This is a genomic window from Pseudarthrobacter sp. NamE2 (assembly GCF_005796205.1).
In the GTDB taxonomy this organism is placed as follows: domain Bacteria; phylum Actinomycetota; class Actinomycetes; order Actinomycetales; family Micrococcaceae; genus Arthrobacter.
Genome location: NZ_VAHN01000002.1, coordinates 394,610 through 417,040, shown reverse-complemented (window position 1 = coordinate 417,040; position 22,431 = coordinate 394,610). Strand labels below are relative to the sequence as shown.

The window sequence follows — 22,431 nt, the reverse complement described above, 5'->3', positions numbered from 1 at the left end:
TCCTTCGAAAGGTACAAATGAGGATCACACTTGCCCAGGGACCGGCAGGGACTGAAATAGCAGGCCTCGGCCATGCCCAGCCGGTACGGGTCATGGACAACCATGAGCTCGAGGGCATGATGGAGACCAGCGACGAATGGATCCGGCAGCGAACCGGCATTGTCACCCGGCACATCGCCGCGGAGGGCGAGACCGTGGTGGACCTCGCTGTTCCTGCCGCCCGAATGGCACTGGCCGACTCGGGCATCCCGGCTACGGACATCGACCTCGTGGTGGTGGCCACGACGACGGCCGCCGAACGCTCCCCCAACACCGCCGGTCGTGTGGCGGACGCACTCGGGCTGGGATGCGACGGCCGCGGGCCGGCCATCATGGACGTCAACACGGCGTGTTCGGGCTTTGAGTACGCCCTCGGCGTTGCCGACCAGGCCATCCGCAGCGGAAGCGCCACCAACGCGATCGTGGTGGGGGCGGAAACCCTCTCAGCCGTTACTGACTGGACGGACCGCGCGACGGCGGTACTCGCAGCAGACGGTGCCGGGGCCGCCGTCGTCCGCCCCTCCGCCACGCCGCGGATTGGACCGGTGGTGTGGGGATCAGAACTTGGCATGGCCGATGCCGTCCGGATTTCCCCGCCTTCAGGGAGGTTCTGGCAAAACGGCCGCGAAGTGCTGCGCTGGGCCCTCACCAGGGCGCCGGAGCGTGCCCGCGAAACCGTGGCCCGCGCCGGCCTCGCTCTCGATGACATCCAGGTTCTCGCAGCGCACCAGGCCAACCTGCGCATCATTGAACCGCTGGCGGATGCCCTGGGAATGTCTGACCGGATTATCGTTACCGACGTCATCCAATCCGGCAACACGTCGGCGGCCAGCGTGCCCCTTGGACTGAGCAAGTGGTGGCACAGCGGCAGGATCCCGGCTGGCGTCCCTGCCCTGCTTTTCGGGTTCGGCGGCGGCTTTACCTACGCGGGCATGGTGGCGATGACACCGGGCCGGCGCTCCCTATGATGCGGGGACGAAGTCTCCCCAGCCCGCGTCCCGCAGGCCCTGCCGGAGCTTCTCGGCATTAGCGTCGAGGACTTCCGGGTCAGGGTTCTGGTCTGCCGAGGCAAAGTTGTAGTCCGCCATGCTCCTGGAGGGCCAGACGTGGACGTGCAGGTGGTTGATCTCGTAGCCCGCCACGATCAGTCCGGCCCGCGGCGCGTCGTAAATGTCCACCTGGACCGCACCGATCCGGCGGGCCACCTCCATCACCCTGGCCAGGGTCTCCGGCGAGGCGTCGGTCCAGCGGTCCACTTCCTCGGTGGGCACCACGAGGGTGTGGCCGTCCGCGAGGGGTCCGGTGGTGAGGAAGGCGGACACGTCGTCCTGCCGCCAGACAAAGCGGCCGGGAATCTCCCCGTTGAGGATCCTGGTAAAGAGCGTGGTCATGCGTCTGCCTCCTTGGCGGGTGCCTGCAAAGTTCTGGTGTCCAGCACGAACCGGTATTTCACGTCCCCTGCCACCATCCGGTCGTAAGCCTCGTTCAGCCGGCCGGCGCCAACCACTTCGATATCGGCCACAACACCGTGTTCGGCGCAGAAGTCCAGCATCTCCTGGGTTTCGGCAATTCCGCCGATAAGGGAGCCGGCGTAGGCCAACCGGCGGCGGATAAGCGAACGGGGGTTGACAGGAGGCATGTCCTCCGAGGGCAGCCCCAGCTGGAACAGCACACCGTCCACCCGCAGGGTGCGGAACAGCGGGTTCAGGTCGTGCGGGGCCGCAACTGTATCGATGATGACGTCAATGGTGCGGTTCGCGGCGGCCATCGCGTCCTCGTCCCGCGACAGCACCACTTCGTCGGCTCCGAGCTCCAGCGCGGCGGGCACCTTGGATTCGGACGTCGTAAACACGACCACCTTGGCCCCCATGGCTTTGGCCAGCTTCACGGCCATGTGGCCGAGCCCGCCCAGGCCCACCACACCCACAACGTCGCCTTCTTCGACGTCGAAGTGCCGCAGCGGGGAGAACGTGGTGACGCCGGCGCACAGCAGGGGCGCGACGGCGGCCGGGTCAAGGGAGTCCGGGACCCGCACCACATAGCGGTGGTCCACCACGATGGACGAGGAATAGCCGCCTTGGGTGATGGCGTCGCCGTTGCGGCGGTCCGTGGATCCGTACGTGCCGGTCATCCCGTTTTCGCAATACTGCTCCAGGCCGTCAAGGCAGCTTTCGCATTCGCGGCAGGAATCCACCATGCAGCCCACGCCTACCCGGTCGCCCACGGCGAAGGCTGTGACGCCGGAACCAACCCTGCTGACGGTGCCCACGATTTCGTGGCCCGGCACCAGCGGGTACGCCTGGGTGCCCCACTCGCCCCGGGCGGCATGCACATCCGAGTGGCAGAGCCCGCAGAACTCGATGGCGATTTCGACGTCGTCCGGTTTCGGTTCCCGCCTGGCAACGGTCAGCGGTACCAGGCCGCTGTCGGCAGAGGCGGCACCGTAGGCGGCCGCAAGGGTGCCGGCATCGGACACGGGAAGAATTGGCCTGGCGAGGGGCGGCGGCACGGGACGTCCTGGGGTCATAGTGCGACGCTACCCTTGCCCCCGGCATAGTTTCCACCCGGGGGGTGTGCCCCACCGGGTTCAGCACCCGTTGCCACGGGCAGGTCCGGGTTGTTGGACCACTGCGAGAACGAACCCGGGTACAGGGCTGCCCTGAACCCGGCAGCTTCCAGCGCCGCCACCTCATGGGCGGCCGTCACCCCTGACCCGCAGTACACGGCCACCGGAACGCCGTCACTAACTCCGAGCGCTTCGAACCTGCGCCGCAGCTCTTCCAGGGGCAGGAAACGGCCGGCGCTGTCCACGTTGTCTGACGTCGGCGCACTCACCGCGCCGGGGATGTGGCCGGCGCGCGGGTCGACGGGCTCCACCTCGCCGCGGTAGCGCTCCCCGGCGCGGGCGTCCAGCAGCAGGCCGGTCTCCGGCCAGGCGGCGGCAGCACCGGCGTCGAGCACTGGCATCTTCCCCTCTCCCAGGGTGACATTCCCCGGCTCGGCCGTGACCGCGCCCGCTTCCACCGGCAGGCCCCCGGCACGCCAGGCGGCCAGGCCGCCGTCGAGCAGGTAAACCTCTGGAAGCCCGGCATTCCGCAACATCCACCACACCCTGGCCGCAGCCATGCTGCCTGTGTCGTCGTACGCCACCACCGCATCGCCGTCGTTGATACCCCAGCGCCTGGCCACCGCCTGCAGGGCGCCCGGCTCCGGCAGCGGATGGCGCCCCCTTTCGGGCGACGCCGGCGCGGCGAGCTCGGTGTCGAGGTCCACGAAGACTGCTCCCGGCAGGTGTCCCGCGAGGTAGTGCCCGTGCCCGTCCGGATCCCCCAGGGCCCAGCGGACATCCAGCACAGCTGTCCGCTGCTGCCCGGCCAGGCGGGTGCGCAGGGTGGTCACGTCCATCAGGGGGTTCATCCGGCTCCTTCGCTCGTCAAAAGTCCAGCGGGTTCCACTCTAGGCCGGTCGCCGTCCCGCCGCCGGTAGGCTGGTTCGGTGATAATCGACGGCAGCGGCGGAAGTATTGACTGGGCAGGCCGCGCATGGCCGGACCGGGAGTGGGCGGACCAGGCAATCCGCACAATCAGGGCGGAGAACAACCGCTCGGCGGACACCCACCTCTACTCCGTCCCGCTGCCGGAGCACTGGGGCGTCCAGCTGTACCTCAAGGACGAATCGACACACCGCTCCGGCAGCCTCAAGCACCGGCTGGCCAGATCGCTGTTCCTGTTCGGTCTCGTCAACGGCTGGATCCGCGCCGATACCACCATCGTGGAGGCCTCCAGCGGCAGCACGGCGGTCTCCGAAGCCTACTTCGCACAGCTGCTGGGCCTTCCGTTCATCGCCGTCATGGCACGGACAACCAGCCGGGAGAAAATTGCGCTGATCGAACAGTTCGGCGGTTCCTGCCTGCTGGTGGACCACGCGTCAGATGTCTATGCGACGGCCGAGGAAGTGGCTGCCACAAGCAACGGGCACTACATGGACCAGTTCACCTACGCCGAACGGGCCACTGACTGGCGCGGCAACAACAACATTGCCGAGTCGATTTTCGGCCAGCTGGAGTTGGAAGATCACCCTGTTCCGGACTGGATTGTGGTGGGCGCCGGCACGGGCGGAACCAGCGCCACGATCGGCCGGTATCTGCGTTACCACAGCCACCCCACGCGGCTGCTGGTAGTGGACCCGGAAAACTCGGCCTTCTATCCAGGCTGGCTTGGCACCGAAAGCGCACCTGCGGGGCTGCCCTCCCGGATCGAGGGCATCGGCCGGCCGCGGATGGAACCAAGCTTCGTGCCGTCCGTCATCGACCGCATGGTCCAGGTCCCCGATGCCGCGTCGGTGGCCGCCATGCGGCACCTGCAGGACCTTGCAGGCCTTCACGCCGGCCCCTCCACCGGCACCAACCTGTGGGGCGTCTGGCAACTGGTTGCGGCCATGGTCGCGGAAGGGCGCCGCGGCAGCGTCGTCACCCTGATGTGCGACGGCGGCGAACGCTATGCAGGCAATTACTACAACGAGGCCTGGCTGGCTTCCCAAAGCCTGGACCCGCGGCCCTACCAGGGAGTGATCACGAAGTTTTTCGATACCGGGACGTGGGATTCGGACGCTTCTTAGACTTCCACCGACTCCCCGGGACGGACATGCACGTACTCCGTCCCGTACTTCGCACCGATCCTCTTGACGTGGCCCTCGACGATCTTGAGCCCGTTGTCATTGAGGAGTCCGTCATGGATCTGGAAGGCCCGCGGCGCCCGCACGCCGATGACGAAATCCAGCACTTCCGCCGACTTGCTCCAGGGCGCGTGGAGCGGAACCAGCAGGGTCTTGACGCTGATGCCATCGGGAATAATGAACGAGTCACCGGGGTGGTAGACGTTGTCGTCGATCAGGTAGCCGATGTTCGCCACCACGGGGATCTGCGGATGAATCAGGGCGTGCTGGCCGCCGAAGCTTCGGACCGCGAACCCCGCCACCTCGAGGGTGCTTCCCGGCTCCACGGCGTTGATCCGGGCAACGGCCTCCGGCGCCTCCGTCCGCAACTGGTCGGCGACTCCGGCAGGGGCAAACACCGCAAACTCCGCAGTGGTGCGGAGGGCACCCACCACGGCTTCGACGTCGATATGGTCGGCGTGTTCGTGGGTGATCAGCGCCGCCTCCGCGCCGGCCAGCGCTTCCGCTGTTTCCGAGAGGTTCCCCGGGTCCAGCGCCAGTACCCGGCCGTCCTTCTGCAGCCGCACGCAGGAGTGGGTGTATTTCGTCAGCTTCATAGCGCCAGCCTAGGGTCCGGCCCGGAACAGTGTCCACGAGGCCGGGGCTGGTAACCTGTATCTTTGCCACAATCCCACGGAAGCGAGGTCGCCCATGCCGCTCGGCGCCAAGGCTGACACCACCCCGCCACCCCGGGCCGGCGGTAAGGAACAACGCGTCACCAAGCAGCGCCGCGCCGTCAGCGCTGCCCTGGATGAGCTCAATGACTTTGTCAGCACGCAGGAGCTGTACCGGATCCTGCAGAACCAGGGCGTGTCGGTTTCGCTCGCCACCGCCTACCGCATCCTCCAGTCACTGGCCGACGAGGGCCTGGTCGATGTGCTGCGCAACGGCGAAGGCGAAGCAGTCTACCGGCGTTGCGCCGTCACCGGCCACCACCACCACCTGCTCTGCAGGAACTGCGGCAAAGCCGTGGAAGTGGAGGCCCCTGCCGTCGAAACCTGGGCAGCCCGCACAGCTTCCGAACACGGCTTTACCGAGGTGGCCCACACCGTGGAGATCTTTGGCCTCTGCCCTGACTGCACGGCTCTCAAGGCTGCCGGCAAGCTGTAGGCCCGGGCTATTGCGGCTGCAGGACCCGCCCGTTGATACCCCTGTCTGCCCGTACGGAGCCGATCACCCGGCACACCACGTAGATCAGGAAGGACAGGGTGGTGACGTAGGGGCTGATCGGAATGCGGCCGCCCAAGGCAAGCAGGATCCCGCCCACAGTTGCGGTAACGGCAAATACGACACTTAGAACAACCACCGCCACGGGAGAAGACGTTACCCGCAATGCCGCTGCCGCGGGCGTGATCAGCAGGGCAAGCACCAGGAGGGCGCCCACCACCTGGATCGAGAGCGCAACACTGATGCCCAGCAGCACCATAAAGGCGATGCCCAGTCGGCGCACCGGTACACCGCGGGCCTCTGCAAGTTCCGGATCCACGCTGGCGAAGTTCAGCGGCCGCCAGATAACCACCAGGGCTGCCATCACCACCAGGGCGGTACCCGCGAGGGCCTGAAGCTGCACGGTGTCCACGGAAACAATTTGTCCGGTGAGCAGGCCGAACTTGTTGGCGGCGCGGCCCTCGTACAGGGACAGGAACAGGATGCCCAGTCCCAGGCCGAACGGCATGATGACACCGATGATGGAGTTCTTGTCCCTGGCCTTGACGCCCATCACGCCCAGAAGCAGAGCCGCCGCCACGGATCCCACCAGTGACCCCATCACGATGTCCGCGCCGATCAGCAGCGCGAAGGCTGCGCCGGCAAAGGAGAGTTCGGAGATGCCGTGCACTGCGAAGGCCAGGTCCCGCTTCATGACGAACGTGCCCACCAGGCCGCCCAGCAGGCCGAGGACAGCGCCGGCCCAGACGGAATTCTGTACCAGGACCAGTAGCTCGCCATAGTTTTCGAAGTTGAAGATCGCCCCGAGGATGCCGTCCGCGTCCATCAGGCCGCTTCCCCTGCCAGCTCGTGCTGTTCGGCGTGATGGTGTGTGGTCGCGTCCGGAAGCCCCACCACAACTATCCGCCCATTGGCGTGGATGACTTCCACATGGCTGCCGTAAAGGTCGGACAGTACTTCGGTGGTCATGACTTCTTCCGGTGTCCCCACCTTGAACCTGCCGCCGGCCAGGTAAAGCACCCGGTCCACGTAGTCGATGATGGGATTGATTTCGTGGGTCACGAACACGACTGCGCTGTTCTGTTCGCGGCACTGCCTGTTGATCAGCGCGCTGACCGCCTGCTGGTGGTGCAGGTCCAAAGACAACAGCGGTTCATCGCAGAGGAGAACCTGCGGGTCGGTGGCAAGCGCCTGGGCAATCCGGAGCCGCTGCTGCTCGCCGCCCGACAACTGCCCTACGGGAACCTTCGCGTAGTCCGTGGCGCCCACCAGTTCGAGGAGTTCGTCAATCCTGCGGTTCGCCCTGGAAGAGGACAAACGCATTCCCCAGCGGTGGCCGTCCACGCCAAGTCCCACCAGGTCGCGGGCGCGCATCGGGGTGTCCGGGGCGAACGATTTCTGCTGCGGGATGTAGCCGATCAGGCTGCTGCCCCGCTCGACCGGCCGGCCACCGAGCTCGACACTCCCCGCGTGCAGTTCCTGCAGCCCCAGCAGGACCTTGAGGAAGCTGGTCTTGCCGCTGCCGTTTGGACCAAGCACAGCGAAGAACTCGCCCGGCTTGATGTCCAGGTCCAGGTTGTCCCAGAGCGTCCGCTTGCCGAACTTCAGGGACGCCCCGGTGAGGCTGACGACGGGTTTCAACTATTTGTTCTCCAGAACCTTGCTGATCTTGTCCACATTCTCCGTCATCCACTGCATGTACGTCTTGCCCTCGGGCAGCGTCTCGTTGAAATCCACCACGGGAACTCCCGCCGTTTCAGCCGCCTTTTTCAGCGCCTCGGTCTGGGGACCCTCGGTTTGCCGGTTGTAGGCCAGCAGGCGGACCGATCCGGATGCAACGAGGTCGGTGGCGGCCTTGAGCACAGCCGGCGGCACGTCGGAGCCTTCCTCGATCGCAGCAGTGTAGTCCCCCGGTGTGGCGTTAACCAGGCCTGCATCTTCCAGCAGGTAGAGCGGGACCGGTTCCGTCACAGCCACCGAAGCCCCCGCTGCCGTCCCCTTCAGCGCGTCGAGCCGTCCGTGCAGGCCCTCAAGGGCGGCCTTGAAATCCGCAGCGTTGGCGTCGAACGTCTGTGCGGAGGCGGGATCCAGCTCCCCCAGCCTGGCCGCAATATCTTCGGTGAGCTGCTCCATGGCGTGCAGGCTGTACCAGACGTGCTCGTTGAATTCGCCGTGGTCGTGGGCGTGCGCTTCCTCCGCAGCGGACTCGGTGGTGGCGGCTTCGGCGGAGGCCGCTTCCTCCTCCGGGTGGGCCAGCCCGGACAGCTCAACGGAGTTCAGGACCTTGCCGCCGTCGAGGTTGCTGTCCTCCGCGAGGGTATGCAGGAAGTCGTCGTAGCCGCCCCCGTTTTCGATCAGCAGGTCGGCCTTGGACACGGCAAGCCGGTCCTGGGCGGTCGCTTCGTAGGAGTGCGGGTCCTGGCTGGTCTTGGTGATGATGGCGGTGACGGTGACCTTGTCCCCTCCGATGGTCTTGGCGATATCGCCATAGACGTTGGTGGAAGCTACGACGTTAATGCCGTCAGCAGCAGGCGTCGACTCCGCCTGGGGGCTGCACGCGCTGAGCAGGAGGCCAAGCCCGGCGAGGGCGGCCACGGACGAACGGACAACGGCGGGACGGCGCACGTAGGAACCTCAGTTCACTGGGGAGGAAAAGCGACCCTCCAAGTTTATACGCAAATAGGAATCATTCCTATTTTGGTGCGCCTAAAAAGCGGTTTTCCTGCCGCCCACAGCCAGGAGAACCGTACTCACGCCCCGTTCGAATGCCCCAGGCGGCGGATCCCGGTGGCCTGGGTGGCGTCCCGGATCTCGCCCACGAGCTGCTCGATGACATCCTCGAGGAAAAGCACGCCCTGGGTGTTGCCGTCGGGGCCGATGACCCTCGCCAGATGCGAACCCGACCGCTGCATGACGGACATCGCCTTTTCGATTTCGTCATCCAGCGCGAGGTTGGCCAGCGACCTGATACGGCTCTCGGCGATGGGCCGCTCATAGGCCTGTTCCGGAATGGACAGCACGTCCTTGACGTGAAGGTAGCCGTAGAGCATGTCCTCGTCATCCAGCATGGGAAACCGGGAAAAACCGGTGCGGCTCACGGCTTTTTCGAACTCCACGGGGGTGGTTGCCGCTTTGAGCATCACAAGGTTGTCCAGCGGAACCATGATGTCCGCGGCGGTATGCTCGGAAAATTCCAGTGCGCCGGTGATCAGGCCGGCGTTGTCGTCCACCAGGCCGTGGCGCGTGGACTCCTGGACGATGGACTGGACCTCCTCCAGCGTGAACGAGGAATTCACCTCATCCTTCGGCTCGATCCGCAACAGCTTCAGGATGTGGTTCGCCGACCAGTTCAGGACGGAAATCACCGGATGGACAATGCGGGAGACGAATACCAGCGGCGGCGCCAGCAGCAGTGCCGCCTTGTCCGCCACGGACACCGAAATGTTCTTGGGAACCATCTCCCCGAATGTCACGTGGAGGAACGTCACCACCATCAGCGCGACCGCGAACGCCGCCACATCGGCAATTTCCATCGGCAGGCCCAACGACTTCAGCGGGACGGCCAGCAGGTGGTGGATAGCCGGCTCCGCCACGAGCAGGATCAGCAGGGAACACACCGTAATGCCCAGCTGGGCGCATGCCAGCATCAGGGACACGTTTTCCATGGCCTTCAGCGTGGTTTGCGCCCGCTTGGAACCGGCCTCCGCCAGGGGCTCGATCTGGCTGCGCCGGGCAGACATCACGGCAAATTCGGCCCCGACGAAGAACGCATTGCCCAGCAGGAGGACGCAAAGCCACAGGATTCCGGCCCAGTCGCTCATTGTTCGATCCTTTCGCCGGATGCGATGGCTTCGCTTGCTGTACCGGCCTCCACTTCCGGCCGCGCCGGCCGGAAACAGATCCTGTCGATGCGCCGGCCGTCCATGCGGGTGACGCTCAAGGTTCCGCCGCCTACCGGGACGGTGTCGCCCACAGCCCCAATCCGGCCGAGTTTGCTCATCACGTATCCGCCTACCGTTTCGTAGGCTGCCTCGTCGGGAACGGTCAGCCCGGGAATTTGTTCGGAGAGTTCGTCCGGACGGAGCAGCCCCGGGAAATACCAGTCTCCGGACGCGCTTTGCAGGAGTCCGGGGCGCACCCTGTCATGTTCGTCCGCGACCTCGCCCACGATCTCCTCCACCAGGTCTTCCAAGGTGGCGATTCCGGCGGTGCCGCCGTATTCGTCAAGGACGACGGCGAGCTGCAGGTTCCCATCGCGGAGTTCAGCCAGCAGGGCATCCAGGTGGATGGTCTCGGGGACGCGGAGCACCTCCGTCATGATGGCGCCGGCCTCCAGGTTCTGGCGGCGCTCCCACGGCACCGCCACCGCTTTCTTCACGTGGACCAGACCGCGGATGTCGTCCGCCGAGTCGCCAATGACCGGGAACCGTGAATAGCCCGTTCGCCGCGCCGCGGCAACGACGTCCGCAACGGGCTGGTCCGCGTCGATGGTCTCCACCCGGATTCGCGGGGTCATCACGTCTGCCGCCGTCCTGCCGGAGAAGTTCAGCGTGCGGGCGATAAAGTTGGCCGTACCGGGGTCCAGCGTTCCCATGGCCGCAGACCGGCGGACCAGCGAAGCGAGTTCCGCCGGCGTCCGGGCACCTGAAATCTCTTCCTTGGCTTCCAACCCGAAGACGTGCAGCACCTTGTTGGAGAAGCCGTTGAGCAGCACAATGGCCGGTTTGAAGACAGCCGTGAAGATCAGCTGGGGCCGGGCCAGTGCCCTGCCCACGGGGAAGGCCAGTGCAATGGCCATGTTCTTGGGCACCAGTTCGCCCAGCAGCATCGAAAGCAGCGTGGCAAGCACCATTGCCAGGGCCAACGAGATGGAGGCGACGGCAACGCCGGGAAGTCCGACGGCGGCCAGCGGGGCTTCCAGGAGTTGGGCCACCGAGGGTTCCATCACGTAACCGGTGAGGAGCGTGGTCAGAGTGATGCCCAGCTGGCAGCTTGAGAGCTGGGTTGAGAGGGATTTGAGGCACGTGAGCAGCGGGATTGCGCCCGTGTCTCCGTCGTCGACGGCGCGCTGGACGGTTGGCTGGTCCAAGGCAATAAGGGAGAATTCGACGGCAACGAAGAAGCCCGTTCCGGCGATGAGCAGCAGGCCCGCTGCAAGGAAAAGCCACTCCATTCAGCGTCCCGCCCGGTGAGTACGGCGCAGGCGGTGCTGCAGTCTGGGGTATCGGTCCGGCGGAGGATGGTCGGCGGAAACCGGCGTTCTTTTATTGCGGGCCGCAGCCGGACGGGCCGCAGGCTGGTGATGGGCGCGTGTTCGGGGTTTGCCGGCTCTGCGGGTGGACTGCGCGGCGCTGCTCTTTGCGCTCCGCTGACAGCCCCCAGGCCGGCACCTAGATTTACTGTCCATAAGGATTCCAGTCTACAGGAGCAGGTGCCGCGCCCCCGGCCGTTCACGGCGCCCCGAAACCCCTTGTTTTCCTGTCCTGGGACACTCCGGTTCCAGACGCTTCAAACCGCCATATTTGGCGGTTTGAACGTCACTTCATGATTTGGGTCACCCTTATTGGCAGTTGGCACAACATGGTTACTAGACTTGCAAAGGTCTGGGTTCAGAGGACGCAGAGACTGGTTCGAACGTAGTGCTGAGGCACCGTGGGGCCGGAGAGAAATCAAACTCATGGAAGAGGCGTATTTCAAGTGCCAGAGCAGCCAAGCCACCGTCTACCAGAGGAATTTGGCGGAAACGAGTGGCTCGTTGACGAACTGTACGAGCAGTACCAGCAGGACAAGAACGCTGTGGATGCCAAGTGGTGGCCGCTGTTCGAATCGTTCGACTCGGGCAGCAGTTCTTCTTCCAATGGAACGTCGGGACAGACCGCAGCCAATCCTCCCACCAAGGAGATCCCGGTCGTGAATGCGGCTCCTGCAGCCCCGGCACCGGCGCCGGCGGCAGCTCCTGCCGCTCCCCCGGCCGCGCCGGCTCCCGCACCGGCTGCAGCCCCGGCCCCCGTGAAGAAGGCTCCCGCGACTGTCGCCAAGGACGGCGGCAGGAAGACCGAGGCCGCAACGGGATCACAGCCGATCCCCGCGCAGCTGCCGAAGAACGTCAAGGCACCCACCGCACCGGAAGAGGACGTGGTGTCCGTCCTTCGCGGACCTGCCAAGGCCATCGCCACCAACATGGTCACCAGCCTCGAGGTCCCCACGGCCACCAGCGTCCGCGCCATCCCCGCAAAGCTGCTGATCGACAACCGCGTGGTCATCAACTCCAACCTCGCCCGCGCCCGCGGCGGCAAGGTCTCCTTCACGCACCTCATCGGCTACGCTGTCATCCGCGCGCTCTCCCAGTTCCCGTCCATGAACGTGTACTACGACGAGGTGGACGGGAAGCCCGTTGCCGTGCAGCCCGCACACGTGAACTTCGGCATTGCCATCGACATGCCCAAGCCGGACGGCACCCGCCTGTTGATGGTTCCGAACATCAAGAAGGCCGAGACCCTTAACTTTGCCGAGTTCTGGCACACCTACGAGGACCTGATCAAGCGCGCCCGCAACGGCAAGCTGACCCCGGAGGACCACCAGGGCACCACCGTCTCCCTGACCAACCCGGGCGGCATCGGCACCGTCCATTCGGTGCCCCGCCTGTCCAAGGGCCAGGCCGCCATCATCGGTGTCGGCGCCCTCGACTACCCTGCCGAATTCCAGGGCGCCAGCGAGAAGATCATCGCCCAGAACGCCATCAGCAAGGTCCTCACCCTGACCTCGACGTACGACCACCGCGTCATCCAGGGCGCCGGCAGCGGCGAGTTCCTCAAGCTGGTCCACTCGCTCCTGCTGGGCGCGCAAAACTTCTACGATGAGATCTTCGAAGCCCTCCGCATCCCGTACGAGCCGGTCCGCTGGAGCGCCGACAAGCAGGTGGACCCGGCCGACGAGATTAACAAGGTGGCCCGGATCCAGCAGTTGATCCACTCCTACCGCGTCCGCGGACACCTGATGGCGGACACGGATCCGCTCGAGTACGTCCAGCGCAAGCACCCGGACCTCGACGTCCTGACCTACGGCCTGACCCTGTGGGACCTGGACCGCGAATGGCCCACGGGCGGCTTCGGTGGCAAGCCGATGCTGAAGTTCCGCGACATCCTCGGGGTCCTGCGTGATGCCTACTGCCGCACCACCGGCATTGAGTACATGCACATCCAGGAACCAGCCGAGCGCAAGTGGTTCCAGGACCAGCTGGAGCACCCGTACTCCAAGCCCAGCCGGGAAGAGCAGCTTCGGATCGTCTCCAAGCTGAACGCCGCCGAGGCCTTCGAAACGTTCCTCCAGACCAAGTTCGTGGGCCAGAAGCGCTTCTCCCTTGAAGGCGGCGAGTCCCTGATTCCGCTGCTCGACGCGATCATGTCCGACGCCGCCGACGACGGCTTGGACGAGGTTGCCATCGGCATGGCCCACCGCGGCCGGCTGAACGTGCTCACCAACATCGCCGGCAAGACCTACGCACAGGTCTTCCGCGAGTTCGAGGGCACCCAGGACCCCCGCTCCGTCCAGGGCTCCGGCGACGTGAAGTACCACCTGGGCACCGAGGGCACTTTCACCTCGGACACGGGCAAGGAAACCAAGGTCTACCTGGCGGCCAACCCATCCCACTTGGAAGCCGTGGACCCGGTGCTCGAGGGCATCGTCCGCGCAAAGCAGGACCGCCTGGACCAGGGCGCGTCGTTCCCCGTCCTGCCCATCGTGGTCCACGGCGACGCTGCCTTCGCCGGCCAGGGCGTGGTTGCTGAAACCCTCAACCTGTCCCAGCTGCGCGGCTACCGCACCGGCGGAACCATCCACATCGTGGTCAACAACCAGGTGGGCTTCACCACGGCACCGTCCTCCTCGCGTTCCTCCACGTACTCCACGGATGTGGCCAAGATGATCCAGGCGCCCGTGTTCCACGTGAACGGCGACGACCCCGAAGCAGTGGTCCGCATCGGCCAGCTCGCCTACGAGTTCCGCCAGCGCTTCCACAAGGACGTTGTCATCGACATGGTGTGCTACCGCCGCCGGGGCCACAACGAGGGGGACGACCCCTCGATGACCCAGCCGCTGATGTACAACCTGATCGAAGCCAAGCGCTCCGTGCGCAAGCTGTATACGGAATCCCTGATCGGCCGCGGTGACATCACCGAGGAAGAAGCAGAGCAACTGCTCCGCGACTACCAGGAACGGCTGGAACGCGTCTTTGCCGAGACCCACGCAGCCCAGACCTCGCCGATCCCCATCGTTACGGCCGATTCGGCGGCTGTATCCGATATCGAGCGTCCCATCGCCCAGCAGTCGGACTCCGGCGCCAACGCCCCCGTGTCCACCGCAATCTCGGCTGAGACCCTGGCCCGGATCGGCAAGGCGCACGTCGAGGTTCCCGAGGGCTTCACGGTCCACGCCAAGCTGAAGCAACTGCTCGAGAAGCGCGAACAGATGTCCCGCGAAGGCGGCATCGACTGGGGCTTCGGCGAGATCGCGGCCTTCGGCTCCCTGATCATGGAAGGCGTGCCCGTACGCCTTGCAGGCCAGGACTCCCGCCGCGGCACGTTCGTGCAGCGCCACGCCGTGTTCCACGACCGCGCCAACGGGCAGGAATGGGTGCCCCTGGGGAACCTTTCCGAGAACCAGGCCAAGCTGTGGATCTACGACTCCCTGTTGTCCGAATACGCGGCGATGGGCTTCGAGTACGGCTACTCGGTGGAGCGTCCGGACGCACTGGTCCTCTGGGAAGCCCAGTTCGGCGACTTCGTCAACGGCGCGCAGACCATCATCGATGAGTTCATTTCCTCGGCTGAGCAGAAGTGGGGCCAGCGCTCCTCGTTGGTGCTGATGCTGCCGCACGGCTACGAAGGCCAGGGCCCGGACCACTCCTCCGCGAGGATCGAACGCTTCCTGCAGCTGTGCGCCGAAGAGAACATGATTGTGGCAAACCCCACCACGGCTGCCTCGCACTTCCATCTGCTGCGCCGCCAGGCATACAGCCGGCCGCGGAAGCCGCTGATCATCTTCACGCCCAAGCAACTCCTCCGCCTGAAGGCTGCCGCGTCTTCCGTTGAGGACTTCACCAGCGGCTCGTTCCGCCCGGTCATCGGCGAGCATGAGCAGCTGGATGCGAACGCCGTCGACCGCGTCCTGCTGGTGTCCGGCCGCCTGTACTACGATCTCCTGTCCACCCGGCAGAAGACCGGCGACAAGACCACCGCCATCGTCCGCGTGGAGCAGCTCTACCCGCTGCCGCACGCCGAGATCGAGGCCGAGCTCGCCAAGTACCCGAACGCCGAGGTTGTGTGGGCCCAGGACGAGCCCGCCAACCAGGGACCGTGGCCGTTCATTGGCCTGAACCTGCCGGACGCCGTGGACCGCCGTATCCGGCTGGTGTCCCGTCCTGCGTCGGCTTCCACGGCCGCGGGTTCCATGAAGCGGCACGCCGCGGAACAGGATGTGCTCCTGAAGCAGGCATTTGCACGGAAGTAAGCAGTAAGGCTGCCCGGCCGGACGTCGAAATACCAGACTCCGGCCGGGCAGTTCTGTTTAATGGAAAACAGTGCCGCCCCGTGCTGCCGCAGCGGCGGCGGCAGACGGTGGCCAGCGGCCAGGGACTGAAGTAAAGAGGATCGCGTGGAAGACAGGAAGCTGCGCATTGCAGCTGTAGGAGATGAACTGCTGGCCGGACTTGGCGATCCCAGGGCCCTTGGTTGGCTGGGCCGTGTCCTGGCCCGCACTCCACAGGACGGTGTGCTGCTGGAAAGCTACGCCCTCCCCTGCCCGCAGGAAGGTACCGAGGGCCTGGCCGCACGGTGGCTGGAAGAGGCCGGCCGCCGCTTCAGCCACCACGCGGAAAACCGCCTGGTGATCGGCCTCTCCGGGCGGGACATCGAGTTCGGACTGTCCACCGCCCGCAGCAGGCTCAACCTGGCCAACATCCTGGACTCCGCTTCTCAGAACCGGATCGAGGTCTTTGTCGTGGGACCGCCGCCCACCCTGGACCCCGCCCAGAACCGGCGGCTGGACGAACTCAATACCGCCTTCGCGGACGTCACCACGCGCCGCAAGCACCTTTACGTGGACACGTTCTCGCCCCTGCTGAACCATGAGCAGTGGCGCCAGGACCTGGCCGCGAACGCAGGAACACCGGGGCAGGCCGGGTACGGGCTGATGGCCTGGCTGGTGCTTCACCGCGGCTGGTTCCAGTGGCTGGGGATGGAAGCCCCGGCCTGATCCTTCCTCGCGATATATCTTGACCTGCAGATCAGGCCGGCTGTAACCTGACTGCTACACGCGATATATCGCCTTTTTCGGAGGTTCACATGTCCGACCAGAACTGGACCGTCAGCAGCCCGCAGACCATAGACGTCGACGGTGTCACCCTCCTCAAGCTGGGCATGGTGCACGGCCGGTTCGACATCGTCACGCATCAGGAGCCCGTCACGCGGATCGAAATCTCCGACGTCCATGGCGACCCGGTGGACGTCAGTGTAACGGCCGGGCGGCTGGAGATCCGGCACCAGCTTCATGGCGCCCAGGGGTGGTTCAAGAACCTGATGGGAACGGTGAACCACAACAGTGATAATTCGGCCGTCATCAGCATCGCGGTTCCTGCGGGCGTCGACGTGGAAGCCGGAATCGTCAGCGGTGACGGCCTGGTTTCCGGTGTCACCGGGCATACGCGCCTCAATACGGTATCCGGAGCGGTTATGGCTGACGGCACGGGAGGGGAACTGCACGTCAACACTGTCAGTGGAGAGGTGTCCGCGCGCAACCACCGCGGAGTCCTGACAGCCAAAAGCGTCTCCGGTGAAGTCACTGCGTCCGGGGAGTTCAGCAATGTCCGCGCCAGCACCGTCAGCGGAGACTTGAGCTTCGACCTGCACGGCTTCACCCGGGACTTCGGTTCCAATTCGGTTTCCGGCGACCTCACCATCCGGCTACCCCACGACGTCGGAGTGGACATTGTGGCCAAAACAGCCAGCGGCACCCTGGTGATCGACAACCAGCGCTACGCCCAGCTGGGCGGGAAAGTGGAGACCATCGCGGGCCCCGACAGCCAACTGATGCTCGTACGGACCAACTTCGTCTCCGGAACGACGTCGATCCTTCACCGCGCACCGACCGGTACCGCGGAAGCCGCGCTCTAGTGCCCCCGGTTTTCGCGCACGGTGCCCTGCGCCTTTACCTGCTGGCACTGCTCGAGTCCGGACCCAAGCACGGCTACGAGCTGATCAAGGCATTGAAGGACCGCTTCGGCGGTACCTACTCGCCAAGCGCCGGAACCATCTACCCCCGCCTGGGGAAACTCGAAGAGGAGGGCCTGGTGGCCACGGAGTCGGCGGGCCGCCGGACCAATTACCACATCACGGCAGCCGGACGGGCGGAACTGGACCGGCGGCGGGATGAGCTGGCGGGCGTGGAGGATGGCATCTCCGCCTCGGTGCGCCGGTTGGCGGACGGGCTCCGCAACGATATCCGCAGCAATATGCGGGGCATCCGGGCAGACCTTGCAGCCACGGCCGAGGCCGCGCGGAGCGCAGCCGGGACTGCGGAGTTCCGGGTCCCCGGCGGCCGCATACCCGCAGACGGCGTACGCCCTCTCAAGGATGCCGAGCTGATGCTCCAGGAATTCCGGGACGATCTCCGGACCGAGCTCCGCCGGCATGCGCGGAACCGGCCGCTGGATCCTGTCACCCTTGAAACCATGCGCACTGTCCTGGAGCAGGCCAGGCTTGCCATCCGGAACACGCTCACGTCCTAGGCCGGACCAACCACTCCGGACCAGCACCGCACAGGGCGGTGCAGGTCACGCGGCGGTTACCGGTTCGCGGGTGGTCTGAGGATGTGGGAGACTGGAGGGCAGCTCTTTTGAGTACCGAAAAGTAAGGAGGCCAGCTATGAGCAAGCGTGCACGCAAGCGTCGTGACCGTAAGCGTGGCGGCGCGAACCATGGGAAGCGCCCCAACACCTAGGCAAAGCCAGGGACTACGGTTCAAATGAAGGACCCCGGAAACCACTCGGTTTCCGGGGTCCTTCATTGTCCAAGCTCAATGTGCCGGCGGAAAAGCCTGCGGCGGCCCCTACGCATCCACGGACCGGATGGCATGAATCCGGTCCAGAATGGCGTGTTTCAGGTTTTCCGGGGCAGCTTCAGTGCAGGAGCGCTTGACCATGTTGCGGATGACGCATTCAAGGTCGTACTGCTCGGTGCACTCCGGGCACTCATCAAGGTGGTTCTTGATCTCCGTGATGTCCTCACGGGTCAAGGCGCCGTCAAGGTACTCGTAGATGCGTTGCATCCGGGTGTCGTCGCAATCGCCCAATCCCTGGCAGTCGCTCATTTCCTGCTCTCCTGTTGTGTGCTTGCAGCCGTTTCCTGTCCATCCGCGGCCGTTTTGAATCCCCGCTCGGCGGCATACTCCGCCAGCATGTCCCGCAACATGCGCCGGCCGCGGTGGAGCCGTGACATCACAGTGCCGATAGGCGTGTTCATGATGTCTGAAATTTCCTTGTACGCGAACCCCTCGACGTCGGCGAAGTACACCGCAAGGCGGAATTCCTCGGGGATGTCCTGGAGCGCGCGCTTGACGTCAGAATCCGGAAGGTGATCCAGCGCCTCCGCCTCCGCGGACCGGAGCCCGCTGGAGGTATGTGATTCGGCCCGCGCCAACTGCCAGTCCTCGATGGTGTCGGAGTTGGACTGGAGCGGTTCGCGCTGCCGCTTGCGGTACAGATTGATGTAGGTGTTCGTCAGGATGCGGTACAGCCACGCCTTCAGGTTCGTCCCCGGCTTGTACTGGTGGAAGGCAGAGAACGCCTTGGTATACGCCTCCTGGACGAGGTCCTCGGCGTCCGAAGGGTTCCGGGCCATCCGCATGGCGGCGGAGTACAGCTGGTCCACATACTGCATGGCATCACGCTCGAAGCGCAGGCGCCGTTGTTCCACGGTTTCAGTGGAAACATCCACCACCGTTTCAGGAGCCTCGGCTCCGTCCTGCGCCGCTTCAGCCGCTACGGATTCGGGCGCCGCGCCGGGTGCGCCCTTCGCTTCGTCGTTCGACGCCTCGTACATGGCCGACACGGCCGGATCCAGGGTGTTCATTGCCTTCAAGTCTACTGTCAGGCTCCTGGCACGCGCCGTACCGTACTCCGGGCCATCTGCCTCCGTCAGGCGGACAGCCACGGGGCCACCTGCATCAATTCCGTCCAATACCTGCCGCAAGGACCAGCTCCGACCCGTTTTCCGTGTTTTTGCACCGATCGCATACCTGCGGTTCAGTTCCATACTTTGGTTGCGGCCCAACCTTTCCCGGCCCGCTTTTCCATAACCCCTGCCCTTGGGCAAATATTCCCTAAAAGTGCAAGACTAGAACGGACTCCGCCCCCTATGACGCGGTTCGTCCAGCCAGGAGGAATTCCATGACCTTAGTCCGCACCCTCGCCCGGCCCATGCTGGCATCCAGTTTCGTTCTCGCCGGAATGGATAAGCTCAAAAACAACGACGACACCGCGCAGCAGCTCTCCCCCCTGCTCCGCAAGGCTGCGGCGTCACTGCCGTTCCAGGCAGACGAGAAGATGCTGGCCCGCGTAATTGGCGGAACCCAGGTAGGCGCCGGTGTGCTCTTCGGACTCGGAAAATTCTCCCGGCTCTCTGCTGCCGTGCTCACGGTCATCTCCCTGCTGAACACCTTCGTGGAATGGCGCAGCGCGGACATCAGCAGCAAGGAAGCCCGCGGATCACGCCGCAGCCAGCTGCTGAAGAACCTGTCGCTCAGCGGCGGGGCGCTGCTCGCCGCCGTTGACACTGCAGGAAAGCCTGGGCTTGCGTGGCGTGCCGAGCACCTGGCGGCTGACGCGCGGAAGAGTGCCTCCCACCTGGCAGCGGACGCACGGCGGACCACCAACAAGAAGCTTGCCAAGGCGGACAAGGCAGTACGCCGTGCCGTCGAGCAGACAACGGGGGCATAAGCACGCATGACCTCCGAAGCCGCCATCCGGGACGACGCCGGCTCCTCCGTTCCCAACTGGCCCGCACCCTTCGCATCGCGGCCTATTGACGCCACCGTCACAGTGCCCGGGTCGAAATCCCTGACCAACAGGTATCTGGTTCTCGCCGCGCTGGCGGACGGCCCGTCCCGTTTGCGGGCGCCGCTGCACTCCCGGGACTCGGTGCTGATGATTGAGGCCCTCCGCCAACTGGGAGCCACCATCACCGAGGTACCCGGTGACGGCGCTTTCGGCCCGGACCTCGAGGTGATACCGCTGGGACAGGACGCGGAGGCGGGGCTTACCAGGATCGACTGCGGGCTGGCGGGCACGGTGATGCGGTTCGTCCCGCCGCTGGCGGCACTTCGGAACGGCTCGAGCGTGTTCGACGGCGACCCGCACGCGCGCAAGCGTCCCATGGGAACCATTATCGAGGCGCTGAAGGCGCTGGGCGTTGCTGTTTCCGCCGAGGACGGCGGCGTGCCGGCGTCGCTGCCATTCGTCGTCGAGGGAACGGGGGACGTGCGCGGCGGTCACCTGGTCATCGACGCCAGCGCATCGTCCCAGTTCGTTTCGGCTTTGCTGCTGGTGGGCGCCCGGTTCACTGAGGGCCTGCACCTTGAGCATGTGGGCAAGCCTGTGCCCAGCCTGGACCACATCAACATGACCGTTGCTGTCCTGCGTGGCGCGGGAGTCCAGGTGGATGATTCTGTTCCCAACCACTGGGTAGTGTCTCCCGGTCCCATCCGCGCCTTCGACCAACGCATTGAACAGGACCTTTCCAATGCCGGCCCGTTCCTGGCGGCAGCACTGGCATCCCGGGGTACTGTCCGGATTCCGGGCTGGCCGGAGCAGACGCAGCAGGTTGGTGACCTCTGGCGCACCATTTTGGCCGACATGGGTGCTGAGGTGACGCTGAAGGACGGCGTCCTCACGGTGACCGGGGGCCGGGACATCAAAGGCGGCCAGTTCGCCGATACCAGCGAACTCGCCCCCACGGTCGCGGCGCTCTGCGCGCTGGCCTCGGGTCCTTCCCGGCTCACCGGCATCGCACACCTGCGGGGCCACGAGACCGACCGGCTGGCCGCCCTGGTGACGGAAATCAACCGCCTCGGCGGAGACGCTGAGGAAACCAGCGACGGCCTGGTGATCCGTCCCGCGAAGCTGCACGCCGGCGTCGTACACAGTTATGCGGACCACCGGATGGCCACCGCCGGCGCAATCCTGGGCCTGGCGGTGGAAGGAGTCCAGGTGCAGGACATCGCCACCACGGCCAAGACCATGCCGGACTTTCCCCGGCTCTGGACCGACATGGTTGCCCAGGGCAGCGGAGCCGGGCAGGAAGCCGGTACTGTGGCGGAGGGTTCGAGCGGTGGCGCGGCGCACTGATTCCTGGGACGAATCGGACGTCCGGATCCGGCCGAACAAAAAGGGGTCGCGGCCCCGGACCAAGGACCGGCCCAGCCACGACGACGCCGTCACCGGGCGCGTCATCACGGTGGACCGCGGGCGCTACACGGCGGTGGTGGGTGAGGACTCCGGCGACGAACGCACCGTCATCGCCGCCAGGGCCCGGGAGCTGCGCCGCTCGCCCGTGGTGGCCGGTGACTTCGTATCGCTCGTGGGGGACGTCTCCGGCGCACCGCACACCCTGGCCCGGCTGGTGAAGATCCAGGACCGGAAAACCCTGTTGCGGCGCAGTGCTGACGACACGGATCCGGTGGAACGGGTGGTGGTGGCCAACGCTGACCAGCTGGTGATTGTGGTTGCCGCCGCCAACCCCGAGCCGCGGACGGGCTTCATCGACCGGACCCTGGTGGCTGCCTACGACGCCGGCATCGAGCCGCTCCTGCTGGTCACCAAGGCGGATGTCAAGGATCCAACGGAGCTCCTGTCCAACTACACGCACCTGGACCTTCCGGTCATTATCAGCCGCACCGCCGACCTGCAGGCATCAGGCATCGACGCCCGCTCCGACGACGGGCTTTCCGCGAGGCTGGACAGCACCGCCGTCGCCGCCCTGCGCTCCTACCTGGACGGGAAGGTCACGGTGATGCTGGGGCACTCCGGCGTCGGCAAGTCCACGATGGTCAATGCACTGACTGGGGCGGAACGGGCAACCGGCGGAGTGAATGCGGTAACAGGGCGGGGCCGGCATACGTCGTCCTCCGCGCTGGCGCTGCGGCTGGCGGATGCACCTCCGGGCAGTTGGATCATCGATACCCCGGGCATCCGTTCGTTCGGCCTGGCGCACGTGGACCCTGACCGGATTTTACGGTCCTTTCCTGACCTTGCCCCGGGTACTGATGAATGCGAACGCGGCTGCAAGCACACTGCCACGGCCGTGGACTGCGGCCTCGACGCCTGGGTGGCCGGAGGCCACGCCGGACCCACCGGCGAGGCCCGGCTGGCGTCCCTGCGGCGGCTCCTGGGAGCGGATCCCCGGGAGGAAGCCCAGGAGACGAAGGAGCTTGGCAGTGTTAACTGACAGCACCGGCCTCCCAG

22 protein-coding genes are annotated in these 22,431 nt (G+C 65.7%); 11 read left to right on the top strand and 11 right to left on the bottom strand.

All coding sequences use genetic code 11. From position 1 onward, the window contains the following. The first annotated feature begins 17 nt into the window (after positions 1-17). Positions 18-1,007, top strand: a complete 990-nt coding sequence (locus FDW83_RS04865; protein WP_138136446.1) for a beta-ketoacyl-ACP synthase 3 — start codon at positions 18-20, stop codon at positions 1,005-1,007. Here the strand turns inward: FDW83_RS04865 and FDW83_RS04860 are convergent. Genes FDW83_RS04860 through FDW83_RS04850 form a run of 3 tightly spaced genes read right to left on the bottom strand, consistent with a single transcriptional unit; the run spans position 1,002 to position 3,456 of the window. Continuing rightward, on the bottom strand, positions 1,002-1,430 hold the full coding sequence (locus FDW83_RS04860; protein WP_138136445.1) for an HIT family protein: 429 nt from the start codon (positions 1,428-1,430) through the stop codon (positions 1,002-1,004). The two genes, FDW83_RS04865 and FDW83_RS04860, sit on opposite strands and share 6 nt — an antisense overlap. Next, the gene (locus FDW83_RS04855; RefSeq protein ID WP_138136444.1) at positions 1,427-2,566 is read right to left on the bottom strand and encodes an NAD(P)-dependent alcohol dehydrogenase; all 1,140 of its coding nucleotides are present in this window, start codon (positions 2,564-2,566) and stop codon (positions 1,427-1,429) included. Before FDW83_RS04855 ends, FDW83_RS04860 begins: the two co-directional genes overlap by 4 nt. Next, the gene (locus FDW83_RS04850; RefSeq protein WP_138136443.1) at positions 2,563-3,456 is read right to left on the bottom strand and encodes a sulfurtransferase; all 894 of its coding nucleotides are present in this window, start codon (positions 3,454-3,456) and stop codon (positions 2,563-2,565) included. The genes FDW83_RS04855 and FDW83_RS04850 overlap by 4 nt, the downstream gene beginning before the upstream one ends. A gap of 78 nt (positions 3,457-3,534) precedes the next feature. Between FDW83_RS04850 and FDW83_RS04845 the strand changes: the two genes are divergently transcribed. Beyond that, positions 3,535-4,656, top strand: a complete 1,122-nt coding sequence (locus tag FDW83_RS04845) for a PLP-dependent cysteine synthase family protein (RefSeq protein ID WP_370281162.1) — start codon at positions 3,535-3,537, stop codon at positions 4,654-4,656. Here the strand turns inward: FDW83_RS04845 and FDW83_RS04840 are convergent. Next, a complete protein-coding gene (locus tag FDW83_RS04840) occupies positions 4,653-5,309 on the bottom strand; it encodes an MBL fold metallo-hydrolase (RefSeq protein ID WP_138136442.1) in 657 nt (218 codons plus the stop codon). The two genes, FDW83_RS04845 and FDW83_RS04840, sit on opposite strands and share 4 nt — an antisense overlap. Before the next feature lie 94 nt (positions 5,310-5,403). Here FDW83_RS04840 and FDW83_RS04835 point away from each other — a divergent pair, with 94 nt between their 5' ends. After that, positions 5,404-5,862 carry a Fur family transcriptional regulator gene (locus FDW83_RS04835; RefSeq protein WP_138136441.1) on the top strand — a complete coding sequence of 153 codons (459 nt, stop codon included), beginning with the start codon at positions 5,404-5,406 and terminating at the stop codon, positions 5,860-5,862. 7 nt (positions 5,863-5,869) lie between these two features. On the opposite strand, the gene FDW83_RS04830 is transcribed toward FDW83_RS04835, so the two are convergent. The 5 genes from FDW83_RS04830 to FDW83_RS04810 form a co-directional block, all read right to left on the bottom strand. After that, positions 5,870-6,745 carry a metal ABC transporter permease gene (locus FDW83_RS04830; RefSeq protein ID WP_138136440.1) on the bottom strand — a complete coding sequence of 292 codons (876 nt, stop codon included), beginning with the start codon at positions 6,743-6,745 and terminating at the stop codon, positions 5,870-5,872. Further along, complete coding sequence (locus FDW83_RS04825; RefSeq protein ID WP_138136439.1) at positions 6,745-7,560, bottom strand: metal ABC transporter ATP-binding protein; 816 nt, start codon at positions 7,558-7,560, stop codon at positions 6,745-6,747. The genes FDW83_RS04830 and FDW83_RS04825 overlap by 1 nt, the downstream gene beginning before the upstream one ends. Further along, the gene (locus FDW83_RS04820) at positions 7,561-8,544 is read right to left on the bottom strand and encodes a metal ABC transporter solute-binding protein, Zn/Mn family (RefSeq protein WP_138136438.1); all 984 of its coding nucleotides are present in this window, start codon (positions 8,542-8,544) and stop codon (positions 7,561-7,563) included. It lies immediately after the preceding gene. A gap of 125 nt (positions 8,545-8,669) precedes the next feature. Further along, positions 8,670-9,740, bottom strand: a complete 1,071-nt coding sequence (locus FDW83_RS04815) for a hemolysin family protein (RefSeq protein WP_138136437.1) — start codon at positions 9,738-9,740, stop codon at positions 8,670-8,672. After that, entirely contained in the window at positions 9,737-11,092 is a 1,356-nt protein-coding gene (locus FDW83_RS04810; RefSeq protein WP_138136436.1) for a hemolysin family protein, read from the bottom strand. The genes FDW83_RS04815 and FDW83_RS04810 overlap by 4 nt, the downstream gene beginning before the upstream one ends. 524 nt (positions 11,093-11,616) lie before the next feature. Here FDW83_RS04810 and FDW83_RS04805 point away from each other — a divergent pair. From FDW83_RS04805 to FDW83_RS19720, 5 genes are all read left to right on the top strand, one after another. Then, positions 11,617-15,426 (top strand): multifunctional oxoglutarate decarboxylase/oxoglutarate dehydrogenase thiamine pyrophosphate-binding subunit/dihydrolipoyllysine-residue succinyltransferase subunit, encoded by a 3,810-nt coding sequence (locus tag FDW83_RS04805; RefSeq protein WP_138136435.1) that lies wholly within the window; start codon positions 11,617-11,619, stop codon positions 15,424-15,426. A 144-nt stretch (positions 15,427-15,570) separates the two neighbouring features. Continuing rightward, positions 15,571-16,170, top strand: coding sequence for a GDSL-type esterase/lipase family protein (locus FDW83_RS04800; protein WP_138136434.1), 600 nt, complete (start codon positions 15,571-15,573; stop codon positions 16,168-16,170). A gap of 89 nt (positions 16,171-16,259) precedes the next feature. Continuing rightward, positions 16,260-17,087, top strand: a complete 828-nt coding sequence (locus tag FDW83_RS04795) for a DUF4097 family beta strand repeat-containing protein (RefSeq protein ID WP_138136433.1) — start codon at positions 16,260-16,262, stop codon at positions 17,085-17,087. Beyond that, on the top strand, positions 17,087-17,701 hold the full coding sequence (locus tag FDW83_RS04790; protein ID WP_138136432.1) for a PadR family transcriptional regulator: 615 nt from the start codon (positions 17,087-17,089) through the stop codon (positions 17,699-17,701). The genes FDW83_RS04795 and FDW83_RS04790 overlap by 1 nt, the downstream gene beginning before the upstream one ends. A gap of 136 nt (positions 17,702-17,837) precedes the next feature. Continuing rightward, positions 17,838-17,912: a 50S ribosomal protein bL37 gene (locus FDW83_RS19720; protein ID WP_369299106.1), complete on the top strand. Its 75-nt coding sequence runs from the start codon at positions 17,838-17,840 to the stop codon at positions 17,910-17,912. 108 nt (positions 17,913-18,020) lie between these two features. On the opposite strand, the gene rsrA is transcribed toward FDW83_RS19720, so the two are convergent. After that, complete coding sequence (rsrA, locus tag FDW83_RS04785; protein WP_138136431.1) at positions 18,021-18,281, bottom strand: mycothiol system anti-sigma-R factor; 261 nt, start codon at positions 18,279-18,281, stop codon at positions 18,021-18,023. Then, entirely contained in the window at positions 18,278-19,042 is a 765-nt protein-coding gene (locus FDW83_RS04780) for a sigma-70 family RNA polymerase sigma factor (RefSeq protein ID WP_138136430.1), read from the bottom strand. Before FDW83_RS04780 ends, rsrA begins: the two co-directional genes overlap by 4 nt. Positions 19,043-19,359: 317 nt before the next feature. On the opposite strand from FDW83_RS04780, the gene FDW83_RS04775 reads away from it, so the two are divergent. Genes FDW83_RS04775 through rsgA form a run of 3 tightly spaced genes read left to right on the top strand, consistent with a single transcriptional unit; the run spans position 19,360 to position 22,414 of the window. Next, positions 19,360-19,908 carry a DoxX family protein gene (locus tag FDW83_RS04775; protein WP_138136429.1) on the top strand — a complete coding sequence of 183 codons (549 nt, stop codon included), beginning with the start codon at positions 19,360-19,362 and terminating at the stop codon, positions 19,906-19,908. Positions 19,909-19,914: 6 nt separating this feature from the next. Next, the gene (gene aroA / locus FDW83_RS04770) at positions 19,915-21,315 is read left to right on the top strand and encodes a 3-phosphoshikimate 1-carboxyvinyltransferase (RefSeq protein WP_138136428.1); all 1,401 of its coding nucleotides are present in this window, start codon (positions 19,915-19,917) and stop codon (positions 21,313-21,315) included. After that, entirely contained in the window at positions 21,299-22,414 is a 1,116-nt protein-coding gene (rsgA, locus tag FDW83_RS04765; RefSeq protein WP_138136427.1) for a ribosome small subunit-dependent GTPase A, read from the top strand. The genes aroA and rsgA overlap by 17 nt, the downstream gene beginning before the upstream one ends. Positions 22,415-22,431: the final 17 nt, after the last annotated feature.